The 20,763-nt window shown below is 63.9% G+C and carries 24 protein-coding genes and 1 pseudogene; 10 read left to right on the plus strand and 15 right to left on the minus strand.

Features of this window, described 5'->3' with window-relative positions; genetic code table 11:
- Positions 1-61: 61 nt before the first annotated feature.
- Positions 62-472: a hypothetical protein gene (locus P9228_RS15635; protein WP_278054234.1), complete on the plus strand. Its 411-nt coding sequence runs from the start codon at positions 62-64 to the stop codon at positions 470-472.
- Between the two features lie 23 nt (positions 473-495).
- Here the strand turns inward: P9228_RS15635 and P9228_RS15640 are convergent, their stop codons facing one another.
- Both P9228_RS15640 and grxD read right to left on the minus strand, forming a co-directional pair.
- Positions 496-1,695 carry a multidrug effflux MFS transporter gene (locus P9228_RS15640; RefSeq protein ID WP_278054936.1) on the minus strand — a complete coding sequence of 400 codons (1,200 nt, stop codon included), beginning with the start codon at positions 1,693-1,695 and terminating at the stop codon, positions 496-498.
- A gap of 192 nt (positions 1,696-1,887) precedes the next feature.
- Positions 1,888-2,223 carry a Grx4 family monothiol glutaredoxin gene (grxD, locus tag P9228_RS15645; protein WP_066995148.1) on the minus strand — a complete coding sequence of 112 codons (336 nt, stop codon included), beginning with the start codon at positions 2,221-2,223 and terminating at the stop codon, positions 1,888-1,890.
- Positions 2,224-2,515: 292 nt separating this feature from the next.
- On the opposite strand from grxD, the gene P9228_RS15650 reads away from it, so the two are divergent.
- Entirely contained in the window at positions 2,516-3,637 is a 1,122-nt protein-coding gene (locus P9228_RS15650; protein ID WP_127241474.1) for a multicopper oxidase domain-containing protein, read from the plus strand.
- Positions 3,634-4,833, plus strand: a complete 1,200-nt coding sequence (locus P9228_RS15655) for a ZIP family metal transporter (RefSeq protein WP_278054236.1) — start codon at positions 3,634-3,636, stop codon at positions 4,831-4,833. The genes P9228_RS15650 and P9228_RS15655 overlap by 4 nt, the downstream gene beginning before the upstream one ends.
- A gap of 19 nt (positions 4,834-4,852) precedes the next feature.
- Here P9228_RS15655 and P9228_RS15660 read toward each other — a convergent pair whose 3' ends face one another.
- The 4 genes from P9228_RS15660 to P9228_RS15675 all read right to left on the minus strand — a co-directional run bounded on the left by P9228_RS15660 (position 4,853) and on the right by P9228_RS15675 (position 9,509).
- The gene (locus tag P9228_RS15660) at positions 4,853-5,086 is read right to left on the minus strand and encodes a BolA family transcriptional regulator (protein WP_023674714.1); all 234 of its coding nucleotides are present in this window, start codon (positions 5,084-5,086) and stop codon (positions 4,853-4,855) included.
- 107 nt (positions 5,087-5,193) lie between these two features.
- Positions 5,194-5,718 carry a hypothetical protein gene (locus tag P9228_RS15665; RefSeq protein WP_067328318.1) on the minus strand — a complete coding sequence of 175 codons (525 nt, stop codon included), beginning with the start codon at positions 5,716-5,718 and terminating at the stop codon, positions 5,194-5,196.
- Positions 5,715-7,946 carry a phosphoribosylformylglycinamidine synthase subunit PurL gene (gene purL, locus P9228_RS15670; RefSeq protein ID WP_095800845.1) on the minus strand — a complete coding sequence of 744 codons (2,232 nt, stop codon included), beginning with the start codon at positions 7,944-7,946 and terminating at the stop codon, positions 5,715-5,717. The genes P9228_RS15665 and purL overlap by 4 nt, the downstream gene beginning before the upstream one ends.
- Before the next feature lie 153 nt (positions 7,947-8,099).
- Positions 8,100-9,509 (minus strand): PLP-dependent aminotransferase family protein, encoded by a 1,410-nt coding sequence (locus P9228_RS15675; RefSeq protein ID WP_278054237.1) that lies wholly within the window; start codon positions 9,507-9,509, stop codon positions 8,100-8,102.
- 94 nt (positions 9,510-9,603) lie between these two features.
- On the opposite strand from P9228_RS15675, the gene P9228_RS15680 reads away from it, so the two are divergent.
- On the plus strand, positions 9,604-9,846 hold the full coding sequence (locus P9228_RS15680) for a DUF1127 domain-containing protein (RefSeq protein ID WP_095827990.1): 243 nt from the start codon (positions 9,604-9,606) through the stop codon (positions 9,844-9,846).
- A gap of 157 nt (positions 9,847-10,003) precedes the next feature.
- On the opposite strand, the gene P9228_RS15685 is transcribed toward P9228_RS15680, so the two are convergent.
- The 4 genes from P9228_RS15685 to purC all read right to left on the minus strand — a co-directional run bounded on the left by P9228_RS15685 (position 10,004) and on the right by purC (position 12,350).
- Positions 10,004-10,414, minus strand: coding sequence for a hypothetical protein (locus P9228_RS15685; protein WP_278054238.1), 411 nt, complete (start codon positions 10,412-10,414; stop codon positions 10,004-10,006).
- Between the two features lie 55 nt (positions 10,415-10,469).
- Complete coding sequence (gene purQ, locus P9228_RS15690; protein ID WP_067328327.1) at positions 10,470-11,138, minus strand: phosphoribosylformylglycinamidine synthase subunit PurQ; 669 nt, start codon at positions 11,136-11,138, stop codon at positions 10,470-10,472.
- A 110-nt stretch (positions 11,139-11,248) separates the two neighbouring features.
- Positions 11,249-11,488, minus strand: coding sequence for a phosphoribosylformylglycinamidine synthase subunit PurS (gene purS / locus P9228_RS15695; protein ID WP_066995172.1), 240 nt, complete (start codon positions 11,486-11,488; stop codon positions 11,249-11,251).
- A 67-nt stretch (positions 11,489-11,555) separates the two neighbouring features.
- Positions 11,556-12,350 carry a phosphoribosylaminoimidazolesuccinocarboxamide synthase gene (gene purC, locus P9228_RS15700; RefSeq protein WP_040969563.1) on the minus strand — a complete coding sequence of 265 codons (795 nt, stop codon included), beginning with the start codon at positions 12,348-12,350 and terminating at the stop codon, positions 11,556-11,558.
- Positions 12,351-12,625: 275 nt separating this feature from the next.
- On the opposite strand from purC, the gene P9228_RS15705 reads away from it, so the two are divergent.
- On the plus strand, positions 12,626-12,946 hold the full coding sequence (locus P9228_RS15705; RefSeq protein ID WP_066995175.1) for a DUF1476 domain-containing protein: 321 nt from the start codon (positions 12,626-12,628) through the stop codon (positions 12,944-12,946).
- A gap of 101 nt (positions 12,947-13,047) precedes the next feature.
- The gene (locus P9228_RS15710; protein ID WP_095779612.1) at positions 13,048-13,821 is read left to right on the plus strand and encodes an HpcH/HpaI aldolase/citrate lyase family protein; all 774 of its coding nucleotides are present in this window, start codon (positions 13,048-13,050) and stop codon (positions 13,819-13,821) included.
- A 12-nt stretch (positions 13,822-13,833) separates the two neighbouring features.
- Here P9228_RS15710 and P9228_RS15715 read toward each other — a convergent pair whose 3' ends face one another.
- Positions 13,834-14,391 (minus strand): alpha/beta hydrolase, encoded by a 558-nt coding sequence (locus P9228_RS15715; protein ID WP_067328331.1) that lies wholly within the window; start codon positions 14,389-14,391, stop codon positions 13,834-13,836.
- A gap of 198 nt (positions 14,392-14,589) precedes the next feature.
- On the opposite strand from P9228_RS15715, the gene P9228_RS15720 reads away from it, so the two are divergent.
- The gene (locus tag P9228_RS15720) at positions 14,590-15,402 is read left to right on the plus strand and encodes a VOC family protein (protein WP_095780610.1); all 813 of its coding nucleotides are present in this window, start codon (positions 14,590-14,592) and stop codon (positions 15,400-15,402) included.
- 36 nt (positions 15,403-15,438) lie between these two features.
- On the opposite strand, the gene purB is transcribed toward P9228_RS15720, so the two are convergent.
- Positions 15,439-16,746, minus strand: a complete 1,308-nt coding sequence (gene purB / locus P9228_RS15725) for an adenylosuccinate lyase (RefSeq protein ID WP_278054240.1) — start codon at positions 16,744-16,746, stop codon at positions 15,439-15,441.
- 53 nt (positions 16,747-16,799) lie between these two features.
- Positions 16,800-17,450: a hypothetical protein gene (locus P9228_RS15730; protein ID WP_347404294.1), complete on the minus strand. Its 651-nt coding sequence runs from the start codon at positions 17,448-17,450 to the stop codon at positions 16,800-16,802.
- A 66-nt stretch (positions 17,451-17,516) separates the two neighbouring features.
- Between P9228_RS15730 and P9228_RS15735 the strand changes: the two genes are divergently transcribed.
- Positions 17,517-17,774, plus strand: coding sequence for a DUF2171 domain-containing protein (locus P9228_RS15735; RefSeq protein ID WP_278054242.1), 258 nt, complete (start codon positions 17,517-17,519; stop codon positions 17,772-17,774).
- Between the two features lie 15 nt (positions 17,775-17,789).
- Here the strand turns inward: P9228_RS15735 and P9228_RS15740 are convergent, their stop codons facing one another.
- Positions 17,790-18,806: a P1 family peptidase gene (locus P9228_RS15740; protein ID WP_278054244.1), complete on the minus strand. Its 1,017-nt coding sequence runs from the start codon at positions 18,804-18,806 to the stop codon at positions 17,790-17,792.
- Complete coding sequence (locus tag P9228_RS15745; protein WP_278054245.1) at positions 18,806-19,870, minus strand: branched-chain amino acid ABC transporter substrate-binding protein; 1,065 nt, start codon at positions 19,868-19,870, stop codon at positions 18,806-18,808. The genes P9228_RS15740 and P9228_RS15745 overlap by 1 nt, the downstream gene beginning before the upstream one ends.
- Positions 19,871-20,049: 179 nt before the next feature.
- Between P9228_RS15745 and P9228_RS15750 the strand changes: the two genes are divergently transcribed.
- Positions 20,050-20,544 (plus strand): flavin reductase, encoded by a 495-nt coding sequence (locus P9228_RS15750; RefSeq protein ID WP_067328468.1) that lies wholly within the window; start codon positions 20,050-20,052, stop codon positions 20,542-20,544.
- A gap of 3 nt (positions 20,545-20,547) precedes the next feature.
- A pseudogene (locus P9228_RS15755) lies at positions 20,548-20,736 on the plus strand (VWA domain-containing protein); the annotation flags it as partial.
- Positions 20,737-20,763: the final 27 nt, after the last annotated feature.

The raw sequence follows: 20,763 nt of genomic DNA on the forward strand, positions 1-20,763 counted from the left end.
AGGGCCAGCCGGTCGGCTGGAAGATGTCGACCTATGACCTCACGCAAATCCGGAGATGTGAATGGGCACCCAGTCCGCGATGGTCGCTCTGGCTCTCGCCATCACCGTGACGATCACGGGTGCTGACGAAGCAGCGGCACGGGAGCGCGCCTGCGGCAGTCGCGATCCCGTTAACTCCATAGCGGAAATGTCGGCTGCCATTTACGCCTGCTGGCGGCCGCCTCACGGAACTGCCGGCCTGTCCTTGACCCTGCGGTTCTCGCTCCGCCGAGACGGAACGCTCATTGGCAAGCCGCGCGCGACCTTCTCCGCACTCGGATCGAACGATGCATTGAACAGAGCCTTCGTTGCCTCAGTCCTCGAGGCTCTCGATAAGGCCCTGCCGTTACCCTTTACCGAGAGCATGGGCGAGGCGATCGCAGGGCGCATACTTTCGCCCCGCTTCACGGTTGCGCTTGAACGAAAATCCTGAGCGGGTGGCCGTAGGCGAGGGTCTCACACCGGCGGATTGTGGGGCTGGAACAGCCTTCCGCGCTCGGCGATCAGGATCATCAGCAGGGCGGCGAGGGAAACGCTGCAGAAGCCGGCGGCCAATGGCGTGACCGTGCCGTTATAGGCCTGGCCTATCAGCGTTCCGAGCAGGCCGCCGAGAAAGGTCTGCATGAAGCCGAGGATGGAGGACGCCGTGCCGGCAAGCTCGCCGAGCGGCTCCATCGCGAGCGCGTTGAAATTCGCGCCGAGACAGCCAAATGGAACCATCGCGCCGGCAAAGAAGGCGATGAACAGCCAGAGCGGCATCTCGATCTCGAGCGAGACGACGAGCCAGACCAGGCTGATGGCGAGGAAGAGCAGCAGCGCGCTCTGCGACAGGCGCCGCATGCCGACCTTGCCGACGAGCCGCGCGTTGAGGAAGTTCGAGAAGGCGAGCACGCCCGCGACGCCGGCGAAGATCAGCGGAAACAGCTCGCCGACATGGAAGACTTCGAGATAGATCTGCTGCGCGGAATTGATGAAGCCGAACATGGCGCCGAAGATGAAGGTGCTGGCAAAGGCATAGCAAAGCGCGATGCGGTTGGTGAGCACGATGCGGAAGCCGCCGACGACGGCGTTGACGGTTAAGGGCCGCCGGTATTCCGGATGCAGCGTCTCCGGCAAGCGCAACAGCGACCATGCCGACACGATGAGCGCGCCGACGGCCATGGTGACGAAGATCCAGTGCCAAGTGGCGAAGAGCATGATCAACTGGCCGATGCCGGGCGCAACGACCGGTATCGCCATGAACACCATGAAGATCAGCGACATGACCTCGGCCATGCGGCGGCCCTCGAAGGTGTCGCGCACGATGGAGACGGCGATGACGCGGGTGGCCGCCGCGCCGATGCCTTGCACGACACGGCAGGCGAGAAGGGTGGCAAAGGTCGGTGCAACAGCAGCGGCCGCTACCGCCGCCACGTAGATGATCAGGCCGGCGACCAGCGGCGCACGGCGGCCGAAACGATCGGAAACCGGACCGAAGAAGAGCTGACCGGTGCCGAAGCCAAGGATGTAGGCTGTGATCACATACTGGCGGTGGTTTTCATTCTCGACGCCGAGCGAGGCGCCGATCTGCTGCAGTGCCGGCAGCATGATGTCGATGGCGAGCGAATTGAGCGCCATCAGCGCCGCGCAGAGCGCAATGAATTCCCAGCGCGGAATGGGCAAGCTTTTTGCCGACTGCTGCGCTAGTGCCTGATTGTCCACGGCAAAATCCGATCAATCAAACGAACACGCGCCGGTCGACCGGCGCATCAATTCGTCTCGTTCTCGAGTTCGAAAGCCAAAGTGCCGAGGTGGGGCGGCCCCGGATGTCACGGCGCAGCCGGCTGGGCCGGCCAGCGCGAGCTCAAATCAGGCGGCGCCTTTGACGCTGACGCCTTTTTCGACCAGGAAATCCTGCAGCTCGCCGGCCTGGAACATCTCGCGCACGATGTCGCAACCGCCGACGAACTCGCCCTTGACGTAGAGCTGCGGAATGGTCGGCCAGTTGGAATAGTCCTTGATGCCCTGGCGCAGCTCGGCCGAGGTCAGCACGTTCACGCCTTTGTAGTCGACCCCGACATAGTCGAGGATCTGCACCACCTGGCCGGAGAACCCGCACTGCGGGAAGCCGGGGGTGCCCTTCATGAAGAGCACGACGTCGTTGCTCTTCACTTCGCTGTCGATGTAGTCGTTGATGCCGCTCATGGGGAATCCTTTCACGCCTGTGGGAGTCAGGCTCGAAGCATGTCCATCAAATAAACCCATAGGTTGGCTGAAACAAGACGTTAGCCGCGACGCACCCGAAATGGCGCAAAGCTTTGGTCCGCCATTGGGCCAAATCCGCCAGCCGGAACTCTTCCCACAAGCGGGCCGGCAGGCCGGTTCTCTTGTCTCGGTGCCGCTGACGGTTTCCCAGGTGCGCACGCGCCAGAATTATAGCTATAGCTAAATCTTGAAGCATGCGCTATCCTTGCCAGTGCCTTGGAGGAACGCGGATATGCGCGAAACGAAATCGCTGCTGGAACAAAAGCTCGATCGAAGGCTGCTTCTGGCCGGTGGCCTGGCGGCCGGCGGCACGGCGGTGATGGCGACCGCGGCGCGCGGGCAGACCGACCACGCCGGTCACGGAACGCCAGGGGCGGCCGAACCGCAGCCGGCGCACCTGTCCGCGCATGGGGCGATGATCACCGTCGGCGAGGTCGATGATAGCCGCAACGGATTCGATCCAGTGAAGCTGCTGAGCGACTGGGAGACCGGGACGGTGTCGACGCTGTCGGACGGGCGGACACTGCGCAGCTTCGAGGTCACGGCCGAGGACAAGGAGATCGAGATCGCGCCCGGCATCCTGTTCCCCGCCTGGACCTATAATGGCCGCGTGCCGGGGCCGTCGCTGCGGGCGACCGAAGGCGATCGCTTGAAGATCGTCTTCCGCAACAACGGCTCGCATCCGCATTCCATGCATTTCCACGGCATTCACGCAGCCCGGATGGACGGCGTTCCCGGCGCCGGTCTGATCGGGCCGGGCGAGGAGTTCGTCTACGAGTTCGATGCCAGGCCGTTCGGCTGCCACCTCTATCATTGCCATGCGCTGCCGCTGAAGCGGCACATCCAGAAAGGTATGTACGGCGCCTTCATCATCGATCCCGATCCCGCCAGGCATCCGGAGCACGAGGCGGTCGCCCGCTCGCGCCTGCTCGGCACGCCGGAGAATGCCGGCTGGCAGGAATTCGTAATGGTGATGAACGCCTTCGACACCAATTTCGACAACGAGAACGAGGTCTATGCCGTCAACACCGTCGCCCATGCCTACGCGAAGAAGCCGATACGGGTGCTGAAGGACAAGCCTGTCCGGATCTATCTCGTGAACGTGGTCGAGTTCGACCCGATCAACTCCTTCCATCTGCATGCCAATTTCTTCGACTACTACAATCAGGGCACGACGCTGACGCCGACACTCAGGACCGTCGATCTGATCACCCAGTGCCAGGCCGAGCGCGGTATCCTCGAGTTCCATTTCAGGGAGCACGAGCCAGGCCTCTACATGTTCCATCCCCACCAGTCGGAGTTTACCGAACTCGGCTGGTCGGGCATGTTCGACGTCGTGGAGGCCTTGTCGTGACCGATGTCAGTAGCACCTCCCGGGATACACAGGCCGGTCGGCCGCGCTGGCTCTCTCTGCTCTGGATAGTACTGCCGCTCGCCGTACTCGGGCTCGCGGTTGCGTGGATGGTCTCTTCCGACCCGTTGGCCAGCTTTCGCAACGGCGCGCCGCCGGTCGAGAACCTGACCTTCGAGCGGACAATTATCGGAAACGACGGCATTCGAATCCTCGTGCGGGCCGGTGGGTCGGAACCGATGACGATCGCACAGGTCCAGGTCGACGACGCTTACTGGCAGTTCACGCAGGATCCGCCGGGGCCGATCCCGCGCGGCGCAACGGCATGGATCAGCCTGCCATACCCCTGGGTGCTGGGGGAGGCGCATGCGATCAATGTCGTAACCAGTACCGGGACAACATTCGGGCACGATATCGCCGTCGCCGTACCCACACCGACGCGCAGTTCACCTAGCTTTGCCGCGCAAGCGGTGCTGGGCGGCTTTGTCGGCATCCTGCCCGTGGCGATCGGCCTGATGTTCTATCCGGCACTACGCGGGGTCGGGCGGAACGGCATGGATTTTCTCCTGTCGATGACCGTCGGTCTGCTCGCCTTCCTTTTCGTCGACACGCTCGAGGACGCGTTCGAACTGGCCGGCGAAGCAGCCGCCCTGTTCCAGGGGTCGACCATGATCGTACTCGCAGCCACCGCCAGTTTCCTTCTGCTCATGGCGGCAGGCCGGCGCAGCGGGACACCGACCGGGCTGGCGCTTGCCACCTTCATCGCACTCGGCATCGGCCTGCACAATCTCGGCGAAGGGCTGGCGATCGGCGCCGCCTTCGTCTCGGGCGCAGCCGGGCTCGGCACGTTCCTGGTGCTTGGCTTCACCTTGCACAACATCACCGAAGGCATCGCCATCGCCGCCCCGATCCTGAAGCAGCAACCGCCGCTCAGGACCTTCGCCATGTTGACGCTGCTCGCGGGAGGTCCAGCCGTCGTCGGCCTATGGATCGGCAGCCTCGCCTATGCGCCACAATGGTCGGCGCTGGCGCTGGCGATCGGCGCCGGAGCGATCCTGCAAGTGATCGTCGAGATGGTTTCGCTGCAGCTTCGCCAGCGCCCCGATGGCTCGCGCGCCTTGCTCGCACCGGCTGCGATGGCCGGGCTTACAGCCGGGGTCGGCTTCATGTACCTCACGGCGATGCTGGTAAAGATCTGAACAACCGCGGCGTCAACACTCAGTCCGGAACGCTGGTCTGCAGGGCGAGCGCATGCAGCACGCCGCCCATATTGCCTTTCAGCGCGTCATAGACCATCTGGTGCTGCTGGACGCGGCTTTTGCCGCGGAAGCTCTCGGCCACCACTTCGGCAGCGTAGTGGTCGCCGTCACCAGCCAGATCGCGAATTGTCACCTTGGCGTCCGGAATGCCTTCCTTGATCAGTCGTTCGATGTCGTGCGCATCCATTGCCATGGCAGAAATCCTGTTTTCGAGCGGGCGCAGCCCGTGCGATGAGAGTCGGGGATAAGCGTAGAGCCTTTCCGGTCCGGATTGAAGCGGTTCCATCCGTGACCGAGGCTTCACGGGACATTCCGATCCGGCTGAGCCGCGTCGCCGGCGGACACATCCTCGCGCGTCGAGTAGGCGCGACCGAGGCTGAAGGTCAGCACGTAGAGCGGCACGTTTATCGCGATACCGACCATCGGCAAGTAGCTCGTCCACTGCCAGACCGGGGAGAAAAACGGCCGGCCGTAGCCATCGCACATAAGCGAAGAACCATACGCCCAAAGCGCTCCGATGGCGGTTGCAATGGCGAAGAGCTTGACGCAAGTGACGATATGCCTTGCCCGAGCCGGCTCCGGCAAAAGGCGCTGCCACAGCACCAGGCACAAAACAGGAATGGCGTAGACGAGGTCCTGAGCGGCCAGCAACGGGATTGCGCCGTTCGCCGCAGCAAGGAACTCGGCTCGCGTTTCGAGCCTTGGACAGACCTCGCTCGAGGTCGTCGACAGCAGCAGAAAGACGAACGGGCCGAGGAACCAGAAAAAGAACAGCGACGGCCAGAAAACCGCTGCAAGCAGCGCCCGGACCGCCAGCCTGGTCAAATGGCCTGATCCATGAAGCGCGGGAACCAGCCCTCATGGGCGGCGGTCAATTCGCTGACCGGAACGGCACGCGCCTCGCCGAGCTTCAGCATGTCGCCACCGGTCGTGCCGATCCACGGCGCGAAGATGCCGAGCTTGCCCTGCTCCGCGCGGATCCTGTCCCATTCGCCGCTTTGCGGGTCGATCGACAAGGTCAGGAGATAACGTCCTTGGTCCTCGCCGAACCAGACCGGGATCGGATCGGTCCCGGTGAGACCGGGAATGGTGGCGCCGATGCCGGATGCCATCGCCATTTCGGCCAGCGCCACGGCAAGGCCGCCGTCGGAGACATCGTGCGCGGCAGTCACGATGCCGGAAGCGATCAGCGCGCGCACATGGTCGCCGACGCGCTTTTCATGTTCGAGGTCGACGGGCGGCGGCGAACCGTCGGCGCGGCCGTGGATGTCGCGCATATAGACCGATTGGCCGAGATGGCTGCCCCATGTCGGCGGCGCGCCGACCAGCACGATCATCTGGCCCTCGGCGGCAAAGCCGACGCGGGCCATCTTCGACCAATCTGCGATCAGCCCGACGCCGCCGATGGTCGGCGTCGGCAGGATGCCGCGGCCATTGGTTTCGTTGTAGAGCGAGACATTGCCGGAGACGATCGGGAAGCCGAGCGCGCGACAGGCGTCGCCGATACCCTTAACCGCTCCGACAAACTGGCCCATGATCTCCGGCCGCTCCGGATTGCCGAAATTAAGATTGTCGGTGGCGGCAAGCGGCAGGGCGCCCGTTGCCGTCAGGTTGCGCCAGCATTCGGCGACGGCCTGCTTGCCGCCCTCATACGGGTCGGCCTCGCAATAGCGCGGCGTGACGTCGGAAGAGAAGGCGAGCGCCTTGGTTGGATGGCCTTCGACGCGCACCACGCCGGCATCGCCGCCTGGGAGCTGCAGCGAATTGCCCTGGATCAGCGTGTCATACTGCTCCCACACCCAGCGGCGCGAAGAGAGGTCCGGTCCGCCCAGCATCGTGAGCAACGCGTCAGCGACGTCGGCCTTGGGCGCGTCGTTCGCTGCAAGCGACGCCGGCTTCTTCGTTTCGACCCAGGGGCGATCATATTCCGGCGCCTGGTCGCCCAGTTCCTTGATCGGCAGGTTGGCGACCTCGTCGCCATGGTGCAGCACGCGGAAGCGCAGGTCGTCGGTGGTCTTGCCGACGATGGCGAAGTCGAGGCCCCATTTGCGGAAGATCGCCTCGGCTTCCTCCTCTTTCTCGGGGCGCAGCACCATCAACATGCGCTCCTGGCTTTCCGACAGCATCATCTCGTAGGCGCTCATGCGCTCCTCGCGCACCGGCACCTTGTCGAGGTCGAGCTCGATGCCGAGATCGCCCTTGGCGCCCATCTCGACCGCCGAGCAGGTCAGGCCGGCGGCGCCCATGTCCTGGATGGCGATGACCGCGCCCGACGCCATCAGCTCGAGGCAGGCCTCCAGCAGGCACTTTTCGGTGAAGGGGTCGCCAACCTGTACGGTCGGCCGCTTCTCCTCGATCTTGTCGTCGAACTCGGCCGAGGCCATGGTGGCGCCGCCGACGCCGTCGCGCCCGGTCTTGGCGCCGAGATAGACGACCGGCAGGCCGACGCCCTTGGCCTGCGACAGAAAGATGGCGTTGGTTTTGGCGAGGCCGGCCGCGAAGGCGTTGACCAAGATGTTGCCGTTGTAGCGGGCGTCGAAATTGACCTCGCCGCCGACGGTCGGCACGCCGAACGAATTGCCGTAGCCGCCGACACCGGAAACGACTCCAGCAACCAGGTGCCGGGTCTTGGGATGGTCAGGCGCGCCGAAGCGCAATGCGTTCATCGCCGCAACCGGTCGCGCGCCCATGGTGAAGACATCGCGCAGGATGCCGCCGACGCCGGTCGCGGCTCCCTGATAGGGCTCGATATAGGAGGGGTGGTTGTGGCTCTCCATCTTGAAGACGACGCAGTCGCCGTCGCCAATGTCGACTACGCCGGCATTCTCGCCCGGCCCCTGGATAACCCGCGGGCCGCTGGTGGGCAGCGTGCGCAGCCATTTCTTGGAAGACTTGTAGGAGCAGTGCTCGTTCCACATCGCCGAGAAGATGCCGAGCTCGGTGAAGCTCGGCTCGCGGCCAACCAGATCGAGGATGCGCTGGTATTCGTCGGGCTTCAGCCCATGCGCGGCGACGAGCTCGGGGGTGATCGGCACGGAATTGGATATGGTCATGAGCGGCGATTGGTATCCGTGGGAGAGGGGGCTTTTCTGAGTCTCCTCTTATCGCAAGCTTTCGAGCGATACACCCCCAAAGCACGACGAAAACGCCGCAAAATCGCTGCGCCGGCACCGGCCGGTAGCGCGAGGCGCTTGGGAAAGGACTGGTCAGGAAAAACTGTCGTAGCCGGCGCGGCCCTCGTCGAGCAGGCGGCGGATGACCGCGACGCCACCGGCGACGTCCTTACTTTGCCGGGGTTGCGAAACACCGAAGCGGACGCCGTGGAAGACTTGCTCCGAACGACCGGCCTTGAACTCGTCCTCGTCGTCGATGAGCAAGCCCTGCGCCAGGCAGGCATTCTTGAAGGTGCCTGAGAGCCAAGGATCCGGCAAGGTGAGCCAGACGAAGGGCACATTGTCCCGCGCCTTGAAGTCAAAGCCAGCCAGCGTCTCGCGCACGACATGGAGACGAGCTTGGATCTCGGCAATGCAGCGCTTGCGGATATCGCTGGCCTGGCCGGACATCACCAGCCTTGTTCCGACCTCCGCCAGCAGAAAGGGCAGCCCGCCGGTCATCATCTTGTGCGCCACGCGGATGCGGTGGCGGTAGGCGGGCGGGCAGGACAGCCAGCCGCCGCGCACGCCGGCCGCGACCGACTTCGACAGGCCGCCGGCTACGATCGTGCGCTCAGGGGCGTATTCGGCGAGCAGTGGCGTCGGATCGTCGGTCAATTCGCCATAAAGATCATCCTCGATCAGGACGACATTGTACTCGCGCGCTATACGCGCGATCGCCTGGCGCCGCTCCGCCGACAGCGTAACCTGCGTCGGGTTCTTCGCCGTCGGCATCGCGAACATCATCTTCGGGTGTTTCTGCGCGCAGACGCGTTCGAAATCGTCGGGATCGAGACCTTCATCGTCCGCCGAGACCAGCGCGGTACGGCGCCCGATCAGACCTGCGCTGCGCGAGATCTGCGAATAGGTGAGATGCTCGAAGACGATCGTGTCGCCAGGCGTGGTGAGCGCCGCGATCGCCGCCATCACCGCCGCATGGGTGCCAAGCGTCGGCACGATCGAATCGGGCGAGGGGTGAAAGGAATTGCGCTTGAGCCAAAGGCCGCCGGCCTCGAACCAGCGATCCGGGAAATCCCTGGTATAGCTTGAAATGTCGTGGGGGTGCTCCTCCGCCGTCCGCGCCAGCAGTTCGGCAATCAATGCGCCTTGTCCGACATCGGGGGCGGCGGTGCTGTCGAAGCGCAGCTTGCCGCTGGGCGCATCGATGAGCCGCGTTCCGAGCGCGGCGGGCTGCAGCTCGGGCTTGGGGCTTTCCGCGCGTTGCGCGAGCACATAGGTGCCGCGCCCGACCTCCCCACTCACCAGCCCGCGCTCGCGCAGCAACTGATAGGCCCGGCCGACCGTGCCGACCGTAGTGCCAATGTCGTAGGCGAGGTCGCGCTGCGGCGGCAGTTTTGCACCCGCATCGATGACGCCCTTGTCGATATCTGACTCAATGCTGTCAGCAAGGCGCTGATAGAGAGGGCCGGAACCGGAAGCGAGGTCTGGGAGCCAATTTGTCATGGTGACAATTTTTTATATTGCATCGCGAGACGAGTCAATCGATATGAGAACGCGGGTAGCTAGAGTACAATTGATAGAATTGGTTGATCGCAAGATGAATACAATTGATACATTCCGTTATGACAGCGCCGAGTTGCACGGCCGCCCGTCGGGGCGCCGCGGGTTCGTTGACCGGGTCGTATTCGTGCTTCGTGCCATCGCCAGGCAAATCGACCGCATGCTGGAACGCCGTCGCGGACGCCTTGCGCTCTTGGAGATGACCGACGAGCAGCTCAAGGACATCGGCATTTCGCGCTGCGACGCCCATCGCGAAGGTATCAGGCCGTTCTGGGACTAAGCGCGTCGCGACGCCCTTGATTGTTGCGATGCATGTCAAATCGCTGCGCGGTTTGGGCATACATCGACCGCGAACAGAGCTTCGATGGTATGTTGATTGACGAGCGCGAAAAGCCGACCGTCAATCCTGCATTTGCAGGAAGTGGGCTACGGCCGAGTCACGCGGCAGCGGCGCAGGATGAATTGCCGGCCTGCCAGCGCGCGATGTCGGAGCCTATGCGCGCGCCCAGCGGTTCGGCCATCAACGGCCCGAACACGTCCACTTTGCGGGAATTGCCTTGTGCTTGCACGACCAGCAGCGGCTTGCCGCCATAGTGCTTGGCGGGCACCAGCAGGAAGCGCGGCGTGCCGCTGTAGGAGTTGAGCTCGTTGGCCATCTGATAGGGCTTGAAGGCCGGGTCCTTGCTGGCGATCCAGCACTTGTGAGCGGCGATGGCGACCTGCTCCATGGCAAGCAGGGAAGCGCTCTTGCCAGAGGGGGGCGGCGTGGTCTTCGAGCCGGACTGGCAAGAGGCGAGCGCAAATCCGGCGGCGGCCAGGAGAGCAAGGCGAGTAATCGTCAGTCTCATGGTCAGGCCGCCCCGTTCGTCTGAAAGAATGGTCTGAAGGAATCGTCTGAAAGGATCAAGCGGCGATGCCAAGCGCGCCTTCGAACAGCGCCCGGCCGTCGCTGCCGCCGTGTGCCGCCTCGATCAGGTTCTCTGGGTGCGGCATCAGACCGAGCACATTGCCCTTCTCGCTGACTATGCCGGCGATGTCGTTGATCGAGCCGTTGGGATTGGTGCCTTCGGCATAGCGGAACACCACCTGGCCTTCGCCTTCGAGGCGGGCCAGCGTTTCGGCGTCGGCGAAATAGTTGCCGTCGTGATGCGCGACCGGTGAGCGAATGATCTGGCCGGGCTGATAGCCGCGGGTGAACATCGTGTTCGCGTTAGCGATCTCGAGCTTCACGTGTCGGCAGACGAATTTCAGCGAGGCGTTGCGCATCAGGGCGCCGGGGAGCAGCCCCGCCTCGACCAGGATCTGGAAGCCGTTGCAGACGCCGATGACCATGACACCCTTGGCCGCCTTTTCGGCCACTGCCCGCATCACCGGCATGCGCGCGGCGATCGCCCCGCAGCGCAGATAGTCGCCGAAGGAAAAGCCGCCGGGAATGGCGATCAGGTCGACATCCGGGATTTCGGTATCGGTCTGCCAGACGGTCGCCGGCGCCTGACCGGAAATCTTGGTCAGAGCCGCGATCATGTCGCGGTCACGGTTGAGACCGGGGAGGAGTACGACGGCTGATTTCATTTGGGTCGTAGGGCCTCTGGTTTTCGGCGAGTTCGCTGGTGATACACGCGCTTCAGGAGCCTGTACATCAAATCGCTGGTGGCTTCAGGCATAACCTCTGCGCTGCAACCTCAGGTAATAGCCACACTATAATTCTCAATCACCGTGTTCGCCAGAAGCTTGTCGCACATGGCCTTGAGGTCGGCTTCGGCCTTGGCTTTGTCGGTTCCGGTGAGCTCGATGTCGAAGACCTTGCCCTGCCGCACCTGGCCGACGCCGTCGAAGCCCAGCCCTGAGAGCGCGTGCTCGATCGCCTTGCCCTGCGGGTCGAGAACTCCGTTCTTGAGGGTGACGGTGACGCGGGCTTTCATCGATACTCCTGAGTGATCGGTAGTGCGGAGGGCGGGCGCGCCGTTTCCGGCAGGCCCGCGCTGGCTGTCAGTGCTTCGTGCTCTTCGAGGGCTCGGAAGAGGCAACGAGCACCGGGCCTGTCGGGCGCGGCGGCTCGTTCTCGTTCATGATGCCGAGGCGGCGGGCCACTTCCTGGTAGGCCTCGACCAGGCCGCCCATGTCGCGGCGAAAGCGGTCCTTGTCGAGCTTGTCCTGAGTGGCGACGTCCCACAGCCGGCAGGAATCCGGCGAGATCTCGTCGGCGACAACGATGCGCATCATGTCGCCCTCGAACAGGCGGCCGCACTCGATCTTGAAGTCGACAAGCTGGATGCCGACGCCCAGGAACAGGCCGGAGAGGAAGTCATTGACGCGGATAGCAAGCGCCATGATGTCATCGATCTCCTGCGGGCTGGCCCAGCCGAAGGCGGTGATGTGCTCTTCCGACACCATCGGGTCGTCCAGCGCATCGGCCTTGTAGTAGAATTCGATGATCGAGCGCGGCAGAACCGTGCCTTCCTCGATGCCCAGGCGCTTTGCGAGCGAGCCGGCGGCCACGTTGCGCACCACCACCTCGAGCGGGATGATCTCGACTTCCTTGATCAGCTGCTCGCGCATGTTCAGCCGGCGGATGAAATGGGTCGGGATGCCCATACGATTGAGGTGATTGAAAATGTGCTCGGAGATGCGGTTGTTGAGCACGCCCTTGCCGTCGACCACCTCATGTTTCTTTTTGTTGAAGGCGGTGGCGTCATCCTTGAAGAACTGGATCAGCGTCCCGGGCTCAGGTCCTTCATAGAGGATCTTGGCCTTGCCTTCGTAAATGCGGCGGCGATTTTTCATCTGATTTTTTCTCTGGATTGGCGGGCAGGCGGCAAGCGACCAGTTCCTGTCCGTCTGCCTAAATTAGTTGTGGCGACGGGTGCGTTCAATGCCGGTGTCTATAGCAATCGTAATGTTTGCTCAATCGGCAAATCCAGCCGATCAACCGCTTTCGGAACCGAAATGCCGCAGCGCAGCATGGGACGTTGCATATTGACCGGCCCGCGACCTTTTGGTTTGTGCTGGGTAAGCACACATATTCATAGCCAAGCGAATCGATTTGATCGGAGGGACGCATGAGCAGCATGAAAGACCGCGAAGAGGGCTTCGAGCGCAAATTCGTCTTCGACGAGGAGCTCCGCTTCAAGGCCTCGGCGCGCCGCAACAGAGCGCTCGGCCTGTGGGCCGCCGAAAAGCTGGGCAAGAGCGGAGCCGATGCCGAGGCCTATGCCAAAGCGGTAGTCGTCTCCGACATCGAGGAGGCCGGCGACCATGACGTCTTCCGCAAAATCCGCGAGGACTTCGACGCCGCGGGCGTCAACCAGTCGGACCATCAGATCCGCCGCACCATGGACGAGCTGATGGCGCAGGCGATCGAGCAGGTCAAGAACACGTAAAAATCGTTGGAACCAATCCCCCCCCGGGCCCCGCGGGGCGGTTTTCTTTGCCTTGCCGCCGTTTCCGGCTGAGACTGCGGATCGTTACCAAGGAAGTTCCGATGTCGCTCAAGTCCCGCCTGGCCGCCGACGAAACGCTGTTCACCGCCTGGTCCGGCGTGCCGGACGCGCTGACGGTAGAGATCATCGCCAAGCAGGGCTTTGATGCCGTTACCCTCGACATGCAGCATGGCGGCCACCACGAGGACAGCGTTCTACGCGGCCTGGTGCCGGTGCTTGCGGCCAACAAGCCGGCGCTGGTGCGCATCCCGGTCGGGCGCTTCGACATGGCGAGCCGGGCGCTCGATTTCGGCGCCGAGGCGGTGATCGCGCCGATGGTCAATTCCGTAGACGACGCCAGGCAGTTCGCCGCAGCGATGAAGTATCCGCCGATGGGCGAGCGTTCTTGGGGCCCGACCTATGCCTTCCCGCGCCATGGGAAGGGCGACCATGCCGAGTGGCTGCGCGACTCGAACCAGCGCACCATGGCCTTTGCCATGGTCGAGACGCGTGCGGCGTTCGAGGCGCTGGACGGCATCCTCGAGACGCCCGGCATCGATGGCATCTTCGTCGGGCCGTCGGATTTCTCGATCGCCTGGTCGAACGGCACCACCGTCAATTCGACGCTGGAAAGCATGATGGAGACGGTCGCCTCGATCGCCGAGCGGACGCGCAAGGCAGGCAAGCACGCCGCGATCTATGTCATCGAGCCGGCCGTGGCCGGCCGCGTCGTGTCGATGGGCTATCGGCTGCTCGCCATGGGTTCTGACCACACGCTGATCTCGCTCGGAGCCAGGACGCTGCTGAAGAGCATGCGGGATTCGATCGGCGCCTGAGGCGCCGGCGTTTCAAGGCTCCTTCAATTCCGTCAGGAACTTGGCGAAAGTCATCGATCCCTCCGGCCAGGGGCCGAAGCCCGCGTCCTGGTTGAGATGGCCGGCGTCGCCGGCGTCGATGAACAGCGAACCCCAGGCGGCGGCGATGTCCTCGGCAACCTCAAAGGCGCAGAACGGGTCGTTGCGGCTGGCGATCACGATCGACGGAAAGGGCAGGGGATCGCGCGAATAGGGCCCGAAGGTCATCAGGTGCCTCGGCCTGATCTCCGGATTGGCGACATCAGGGGGCGCCACGAAGAAGGCGCCCGCGACCGGCTTCTGGAATTGCGGGATCGCCTGCACCGCCGCCGCCACACCCAGCGAATGCGCGACGATGACCACCGGCCGCTCGGCCTCGTTGACAGCTTTCGCTACACTTGCCGTCCAGTCCTCGCGCACGGGTTTCGTCCACTCGGCCTGTTCGACCCTGCGTGCCGTCGACAATTTCGACTGCCAGCGGGTCTGCCAATGCTCGGGACCGGAGTTGGTGTAGCCGGGTATGATGAGGATATCGGCGTCCTTGACTTTCATGGCGCCGATGTAGCGAGCGCCCCTGTCTGATGCAACCGGCCGGTGGAATGCAGTGGCATCACAAGGGTGAACAACGTGTTCGATTCTTTCAACCTTGTGTGAACGATGGTGATGAACGATCTGGAGAGGGAACAGGAATGAATAATAAACGTCGGAGCGACTGCCCATCGTGAGATCGGCGCCCGAACGGAGAGTGTGATGAGCGAACTGCCTTTTGCCGCGACCACCCCGGTCAGCGTCGCGCGTGTCGGGTTGAAGGCGCGCGATGCCGAAAACCTTGCCGCCTATTATCGTGCCGTCGTCGGCCTGCAGGAGTTGAGCCGCGCCGATGGCGCGATCACCCTCGGCGCCGCGGGCCGCCCGCTGCTGGTGCTGGAGCAGGATGCCTCGGCCAAGCCTGACGACCCGCGCAGCGCCGGCCTGTTCCATACTGCGTTCCTGCTGCCGTCGCGCGCCGATCTCGGCCGGTGGATCAGCCATGCCGCCGCCAACCGGATCGGCATCGAAGGCGCCTCGGACCATCTGGTCAGCGAGGCGCTCTACCTCACCGACCCTGAAGGCAACGGCATCGAGATCTACGCCGATCGCCGTCCGCAGGATTGGAAATGGAACGGCGACAAGATCGCAATGTCGACCGAGCGGCTGAATCTCCCCGCGGTCGTCGCCAGCGTGCCCGTCGGTGACGCCGGCTGGCAGGGAGCGCCGGAAAACACCATTGTCGGCCATGTCCACCTGCGCGTCGGGCGTCCGGAAGACGCCGAAGCGTGGTGGCATGACGAATTCGGCTTCGACACGGTCGCCAAATATGGCGGTCAGGCGGTGTTCCTGTCCTCCGGCCACTACCACCACCATATCGGTGCCAATTCCTGGCGCAGCGCCGGCGCCGGCCGCCGCGATCCCTCCCGCTCGGGCCTCGCCTGGGTCGAAATGCGCTCGGACAACGTGAAGGCCGAGACGACGCGTGAAGATCCCTGGGGCACGGTGATCAGGACGGTGCCTGGCAAGGCCTGATTAGGCTGCGCCACGCTAGCGGGCCTTCCCCCGGACTCAGGCCTGTCCAAACACCCGCTTGAAGATCGTGTCGACATGCTTGGTGTGATAGCCGAGGTCGAACTTCTCGCGGATCTCGGCCTCGGGCAGTGCCGCTGTCACGTCCTTGTCGGCAAGCAGTTCCTCAAGGAAATCAGCACCTTGCTCCCATACCTTCATGGCATTGCGCTGCACCAGGCGATAGGCATCCTCGCGTGACACGCCAGCCTGGGTCAACGCCAGCAGCACGCGCTGCGAATGCACCAGGCCGCGGAACTTGTTGAGGTTCTTCTCCATGTTCTCGGGGTAAACGAGCAGCTTATCGACGACACCGGTCAGGCGTGCCAAGGCGAAGTCGAGCGTCACCGTCGCGTCCGGTCCGATCATGCGCTCCACCGAGGAGTGCGAGATATCGCGCTCGTGCCACAGCGCCACATCCTCCATGGCCGGCATGGCGTAGGAGCGGACCATGCGGGCAAGGCCGGTGAGATTCTCGGTCAACACCGGGTTGCGCTTGTGCGGCATCGCCGACGAGCCCTTTTGTCCCTGCGAGAAATATTCTTCCGCTTCCAGCACCTCGGTGCGCTGCAGATGCCGGATCTCGACGGCCAGGCGCTCGACCGACGAGGCGATCACGCCGAGCGTAGCGAAGAACATCGCATGGCGGTCTCGCGGGATGACCTGAGTCGAGACCGGTTCCGGCTTCAGGCCGAGTTTCTTCGCCACATGCTCTTCGACGTAGGGATCGATGTTGGCGAATGTGCCGACCGCGCCCGAGATGGCGCAGGTGGCGATGTCTTCGCGCGCGTGCAGCAACCGCTCGCGGCAACGCGAGAATTCGGCATAGGCCAGCGCGAGCTTGACGCCGAAGGTGGTCGGCTCGGCATGGATGCCGTGGCTGCGGCCGATGGTGATGGTATCCTTGTGCTCGAAGGCGCGGCGCTTCAGGGCCACAAGCAGCGCGTCAATGTCGGCAAGCAGAATGTCGCTGGCGCGTGTCAATTGCACCGCAAGACACGTGTCGAGAACGTCCGACGAGGTCATGCCCTGGTGAATGAAGCGAGCGTCCGGTCCGACGAATTCGGCGAGATGGGTCAGGAATGCAATCACGTCGTGCTTGGTGACGCGCTCGATCTCGTCAATCTTATCGACGTCGAATTTGGCCGCGCCGCCCTTTTCCCAGATGGTCTTGGCGGCTTCCTTCGGGATGACGCCGAGCTCGGCCAGCGCATCGCAGGCATAAGCCTCGATCTCGAACCAGATGCGGAACCGGGTTTCGGGCGACCAGATGGCGACCATTTCCGGCCGGGAATAGCGAGGGATCATGGTTTCTTAGTCCTGCTGGGAGAAGCTTTGGCCGCGTCCTAACAGAGGCCGGCTCAATGCTCAACGCCGCCGGCGTGCAAACCAGATGCTGGCGGCGGCAAGTACGGCAAAGCCGAACGGAAAATAGAGCCGACGCCCAGGACGACGAACTGGTAGAGCGCGGCGAGGACCGTGAACACGAACTCAGACGCCCAGGTCCGCGTGAAGGCCGGCGCGTGCCACTCGGCGTAGTAAGAACGGTATTGCAGGGCAAACAGCCCGCCGGTGAAAGCGAGCGTCGCGCCAAGCAGGCATACGAAAGCTGCGGCGAGCGCGGTTTCCCAGTGGCGGCCGCGCGATACCAGTGCGGCGAACGTCAGCCCGACCGAAAAAGCAAGCGCGCCGCCGAGCGCATAAAGCAGCACGACGAAGCGGGCGCTGTCCGGCGTCTCCCAATAATACAGATTGAGGAAAGTGCTCGCCGCCATCGCAAGCCCCCACAGCAGGGCGCCGACAATTGCCGTGCTTGCCGATGGCAGAGCGTCGCGCAGGCGGTTTGCCAGGCGCAGACGCAAGGAGGCCGGCTGCAGCGACGTTACGGTCACTGGGCCACGTTTCGCGGCGAAAAGCGGTTCGCCTTGCGTGGTGTTGGCAATGCTCCCTGTCTCATTGGCATCATGGCTATCACGCCATGGTGAACAAGACATGCCGCTCGATGCATCCAATCCGGCGGCCGTTTGTTATTGTGGGCGGCCGACAGGGACGCGCGGCCACCCACCGGAGGGACCAGCATGACCACCGATCTCAGCAAGATACGCGAGCATATGGAAGTAGTCGGCGCCGATGGCGTCCATGTCGGCACCGTCGACAAGGTCGAGGGGCAGCGCATCAAGCTGACCAAGGCCGACAGCGGCATGGGCTCGCACAAAGGCCACCACCATTATGTTCCGCTGGCTCTGGTCGCGGAGATCGAAGGAAAGAAGGTCTGGCTCTCGGCGAATTCGGAAGTCGCGGTGACGTTCGAGGAAGAGAAGTCCGACCCGACCTGACCGGCGTCCAGAACTCTAGCGGGACGACCAGACCGGAAAGAGATCGCCGTCGGCCGGCGTCGCCGCGTGGACGCCGCGGCTGATGGCGCGGGCCATCGTAGACCCCGCTGCGGCATAGAGATCGATCGCTGCATCGGCGCTGAGTTCGATGCCGCTCCTGCCGGTCGCGAGCGCAAAGACGAGATCGCCGTCGGCCGGTGTGTGCGTCGGCCAGATGGCGCGGGCAAATCCGTCATGCGCCGAAATCGCCAGCCGTTTGGCGGCCGACTTGGAAAGCACGGCATCGGTGGCAATGACGGCAATCGTCGTGCTGGCGCCCTCTGGCTGTTCCCCTGCGCGCCTGTCGCGGTACTTCAAGAGTATCTTCCTGGCGTCTTCCGGTATCGGGTCGGGATAACCCAAGCCGCCGAATTCATCGCCGATCTCGAAGGGAGCGGCCCAGAAATGGCGGCTGCGTCCGACCGTCACCGAACCGGTCGGGTTGACGGCGGCGAGCGCGCCGATGGTGACGCCGCTGTCGAGCATCGTCGAGGCCGAACCCAGCCCGCCCTTCAGACCGGAAGTCAGCGCGCCGGTACCGGCGCCGACCGTACCGAGCGGGAAATCGGTCGTTGTCGCCTGAGCCGCCTCGTAGCCAAGCTCGCGATAGGGCGGATAGCGGCCCCAATCCTTGTCGCCGCCATTGCGCAGGTCGAAGAGGATCGCGGCCGGCACGATCGGCACGCGAAAACCACCCACATCGACGCCGATGTTTTTCTCCCGCAGCGCCGCCTGGACGCCGGAAGCGGCATCGAGGCCGAAGGCCGAGCCGCCGGACAGCACGACTGCGTGAATGGTCGCGATCGAGTTTTGCGGCTCGAGCAGGTCGGTCTCACGTGTGCCTGGTGCGCCACCCAGCACCTGGACTCCGGCCACCGCCGGCTCCTCGCAAAGCACTACCGTGACGCCGGACTTCAGCGTGGCGTCAGCAGCATTGCCGACGGTGAGTCCGGCGACGTCGGTGATCAGGTTGCGTGGACCGGTGCGGAACATCAGTTTTCCTCCAGCGGCACGAAATGGGTGCCGTCGAAGCGGAAGGCGCGGAATGGGTTTTGGCTGAGATCGCCCTTTTCGTCGAAGCGGACGGTGCCGATAGCGGTCGCGAAATCATGGTCGGTCAGCGTCTTGGCGAGCGGCTTGCCGGAGCTTTCTGCGTCGACCGCTGCCGCCTTGGCGATCTCCACCGCGGCATAAGCCGGCAGCGTGTAGCCGTCGGTCACGATCTTCCTTTCGCCAAAGGCCTGCACGACCTTGGGGTCCGCGACTTCTGCCCACTCCGGCAGCGCGATCATCAGTGTGCCGGCCGCATAGGGCACATCGCCGGGTGGCGTGCGCAGCGTCTCGCCGCCGGCGAAGGTGATGCCAGCATTGAGCGAGGCAGCGTCGCGCCCCATGATGGCGATGTCGTCGCCGTCGCCGCCGGCAAACACTTTCGTAGCCCCCGCTTTCTTCAGGCGGCCGATCAGCCCAATCTGGTTGTCGAGCTGCGGCCGGAACGTGTCGACGAAGACCGGTTTCAGCGCCGCCTGCTCGGCGGCCGCGCGGAAAGTCTCCGCGATCTCTCGGCCATAGATGGTGCCGTCATCGATAACGGCGAACAATTCGTTCTGCCAGAGCCGAGTGAGGATCGTGGCCACCGCATTGCGTTCGTCGTCGCCGCGCGGGCCAAGCCGGTAGACCGGCCAGCCCGTCTTGGCGCGGCGGTCGGTCAGGCTCTCGGTGCGCACGCCGATCGCGATGACCGGAATGTTGGCATCCTTCAGGATCGGCAGCGCCGCCTCGATCGCTTCGGTGCACAGAAAACCGACAACGATGTTGACCTTGGCATCCACGAACTGCCTGGCAGCCGCTGCACCGCCATCGGCAGTGCAGGCGTCGTCAACGGTTTGGACGGCGACGCCTTCGGCCTCCGCCGCCAGCCCGGTCCCCGACTCAATCTGCTTGCCGAGGATCGCCGACGGCCCCGACAGCGGTGCGGCGACGCCAACCAGCGTCTCGGCATGGACGCTCGCGGCCAGCCAAAGCAGCGCGGCTAAAGTCGTCGTGAGAAGGCGCATTCGGGCGAAGAGGTCCTCCGTGCCGGGAGTATTGTTCCGGCACTATTCCAGCAAAGACCTAAAGGCTGCCTAATCCCGGTGCAACACGCGAATTCAGGATTGCGCTCAAGCACTTCGCTTGTGTCATACAATATGCAGCCATATATAACGAGCTTCCGTTTTGGCAGGTGGATCATCGGGTGCTGAAGATTAATGACATCGGGCCGCAAGCCTATCGCGATGCGATGGCGCATTTTGCCGGCCATGTGCATGTGGTGACCACGGACGGCCCGGCCGGGAGACGAGGCGCAACGGTGATTGCCGCCTGCTCGGTCTCGGATACGCCGCCCGCCGTGCTTGTCTGCCTCAACCGCGAAAATCCCAAGAACGAGGCCTTCATCCGGAACGGCAATTTCGCGCTGAACACGCTCGCCTCGGACCAGGAGGCGCTGTCGGTCGGCTTTTCCGGCATCACCGGCCTGCCGTCCGAGGAGCGCTTCGCGCTCGGCGAATGGGACGTGATCTCGACCGGCGCGCCGACGCTGAAAGGCGCGCTCGCCGTCTTCGATTGTCAGATCATCGATACCAAGGATTTGGCCACCCACCGTGTGCTTTTTGGCAAGGTGACAGGCCTGCGCATCGGCGATAATTTGCGGCCGCTGATCTACCACAACCGCGACTACCACGTTCTGTGAAAACCGCTCTTGCGCTTTGATGGGTTTGAGGCGCGCCCCCGTGGCGTGAAGGCGATGCTGCCGCGTGTCGACGAGTTCCGCGCCGTGCACAATCTCGACGCGCTGGCCGATCCTTGCGCCTCGCTCGACCAGCGGCCGGCCGCAGCGGTTGACCCGCGCTGGCTGCGAACTGGCGACAGGCGGGCCGCGTAGCCATATGTTTCGCACCGATATATTCCT

The sequence above is a fragment of the Mesorhizobium sp. WSM4898 genome, from assembly GCF_029625845.1.
In the GTDB taxonomy this organism is placed as follows: Bacteria; Pseudomonadota; Alphaproteobacteria; order Rhizobiales; family Rhizobiaceae; genus Mesorhizobium.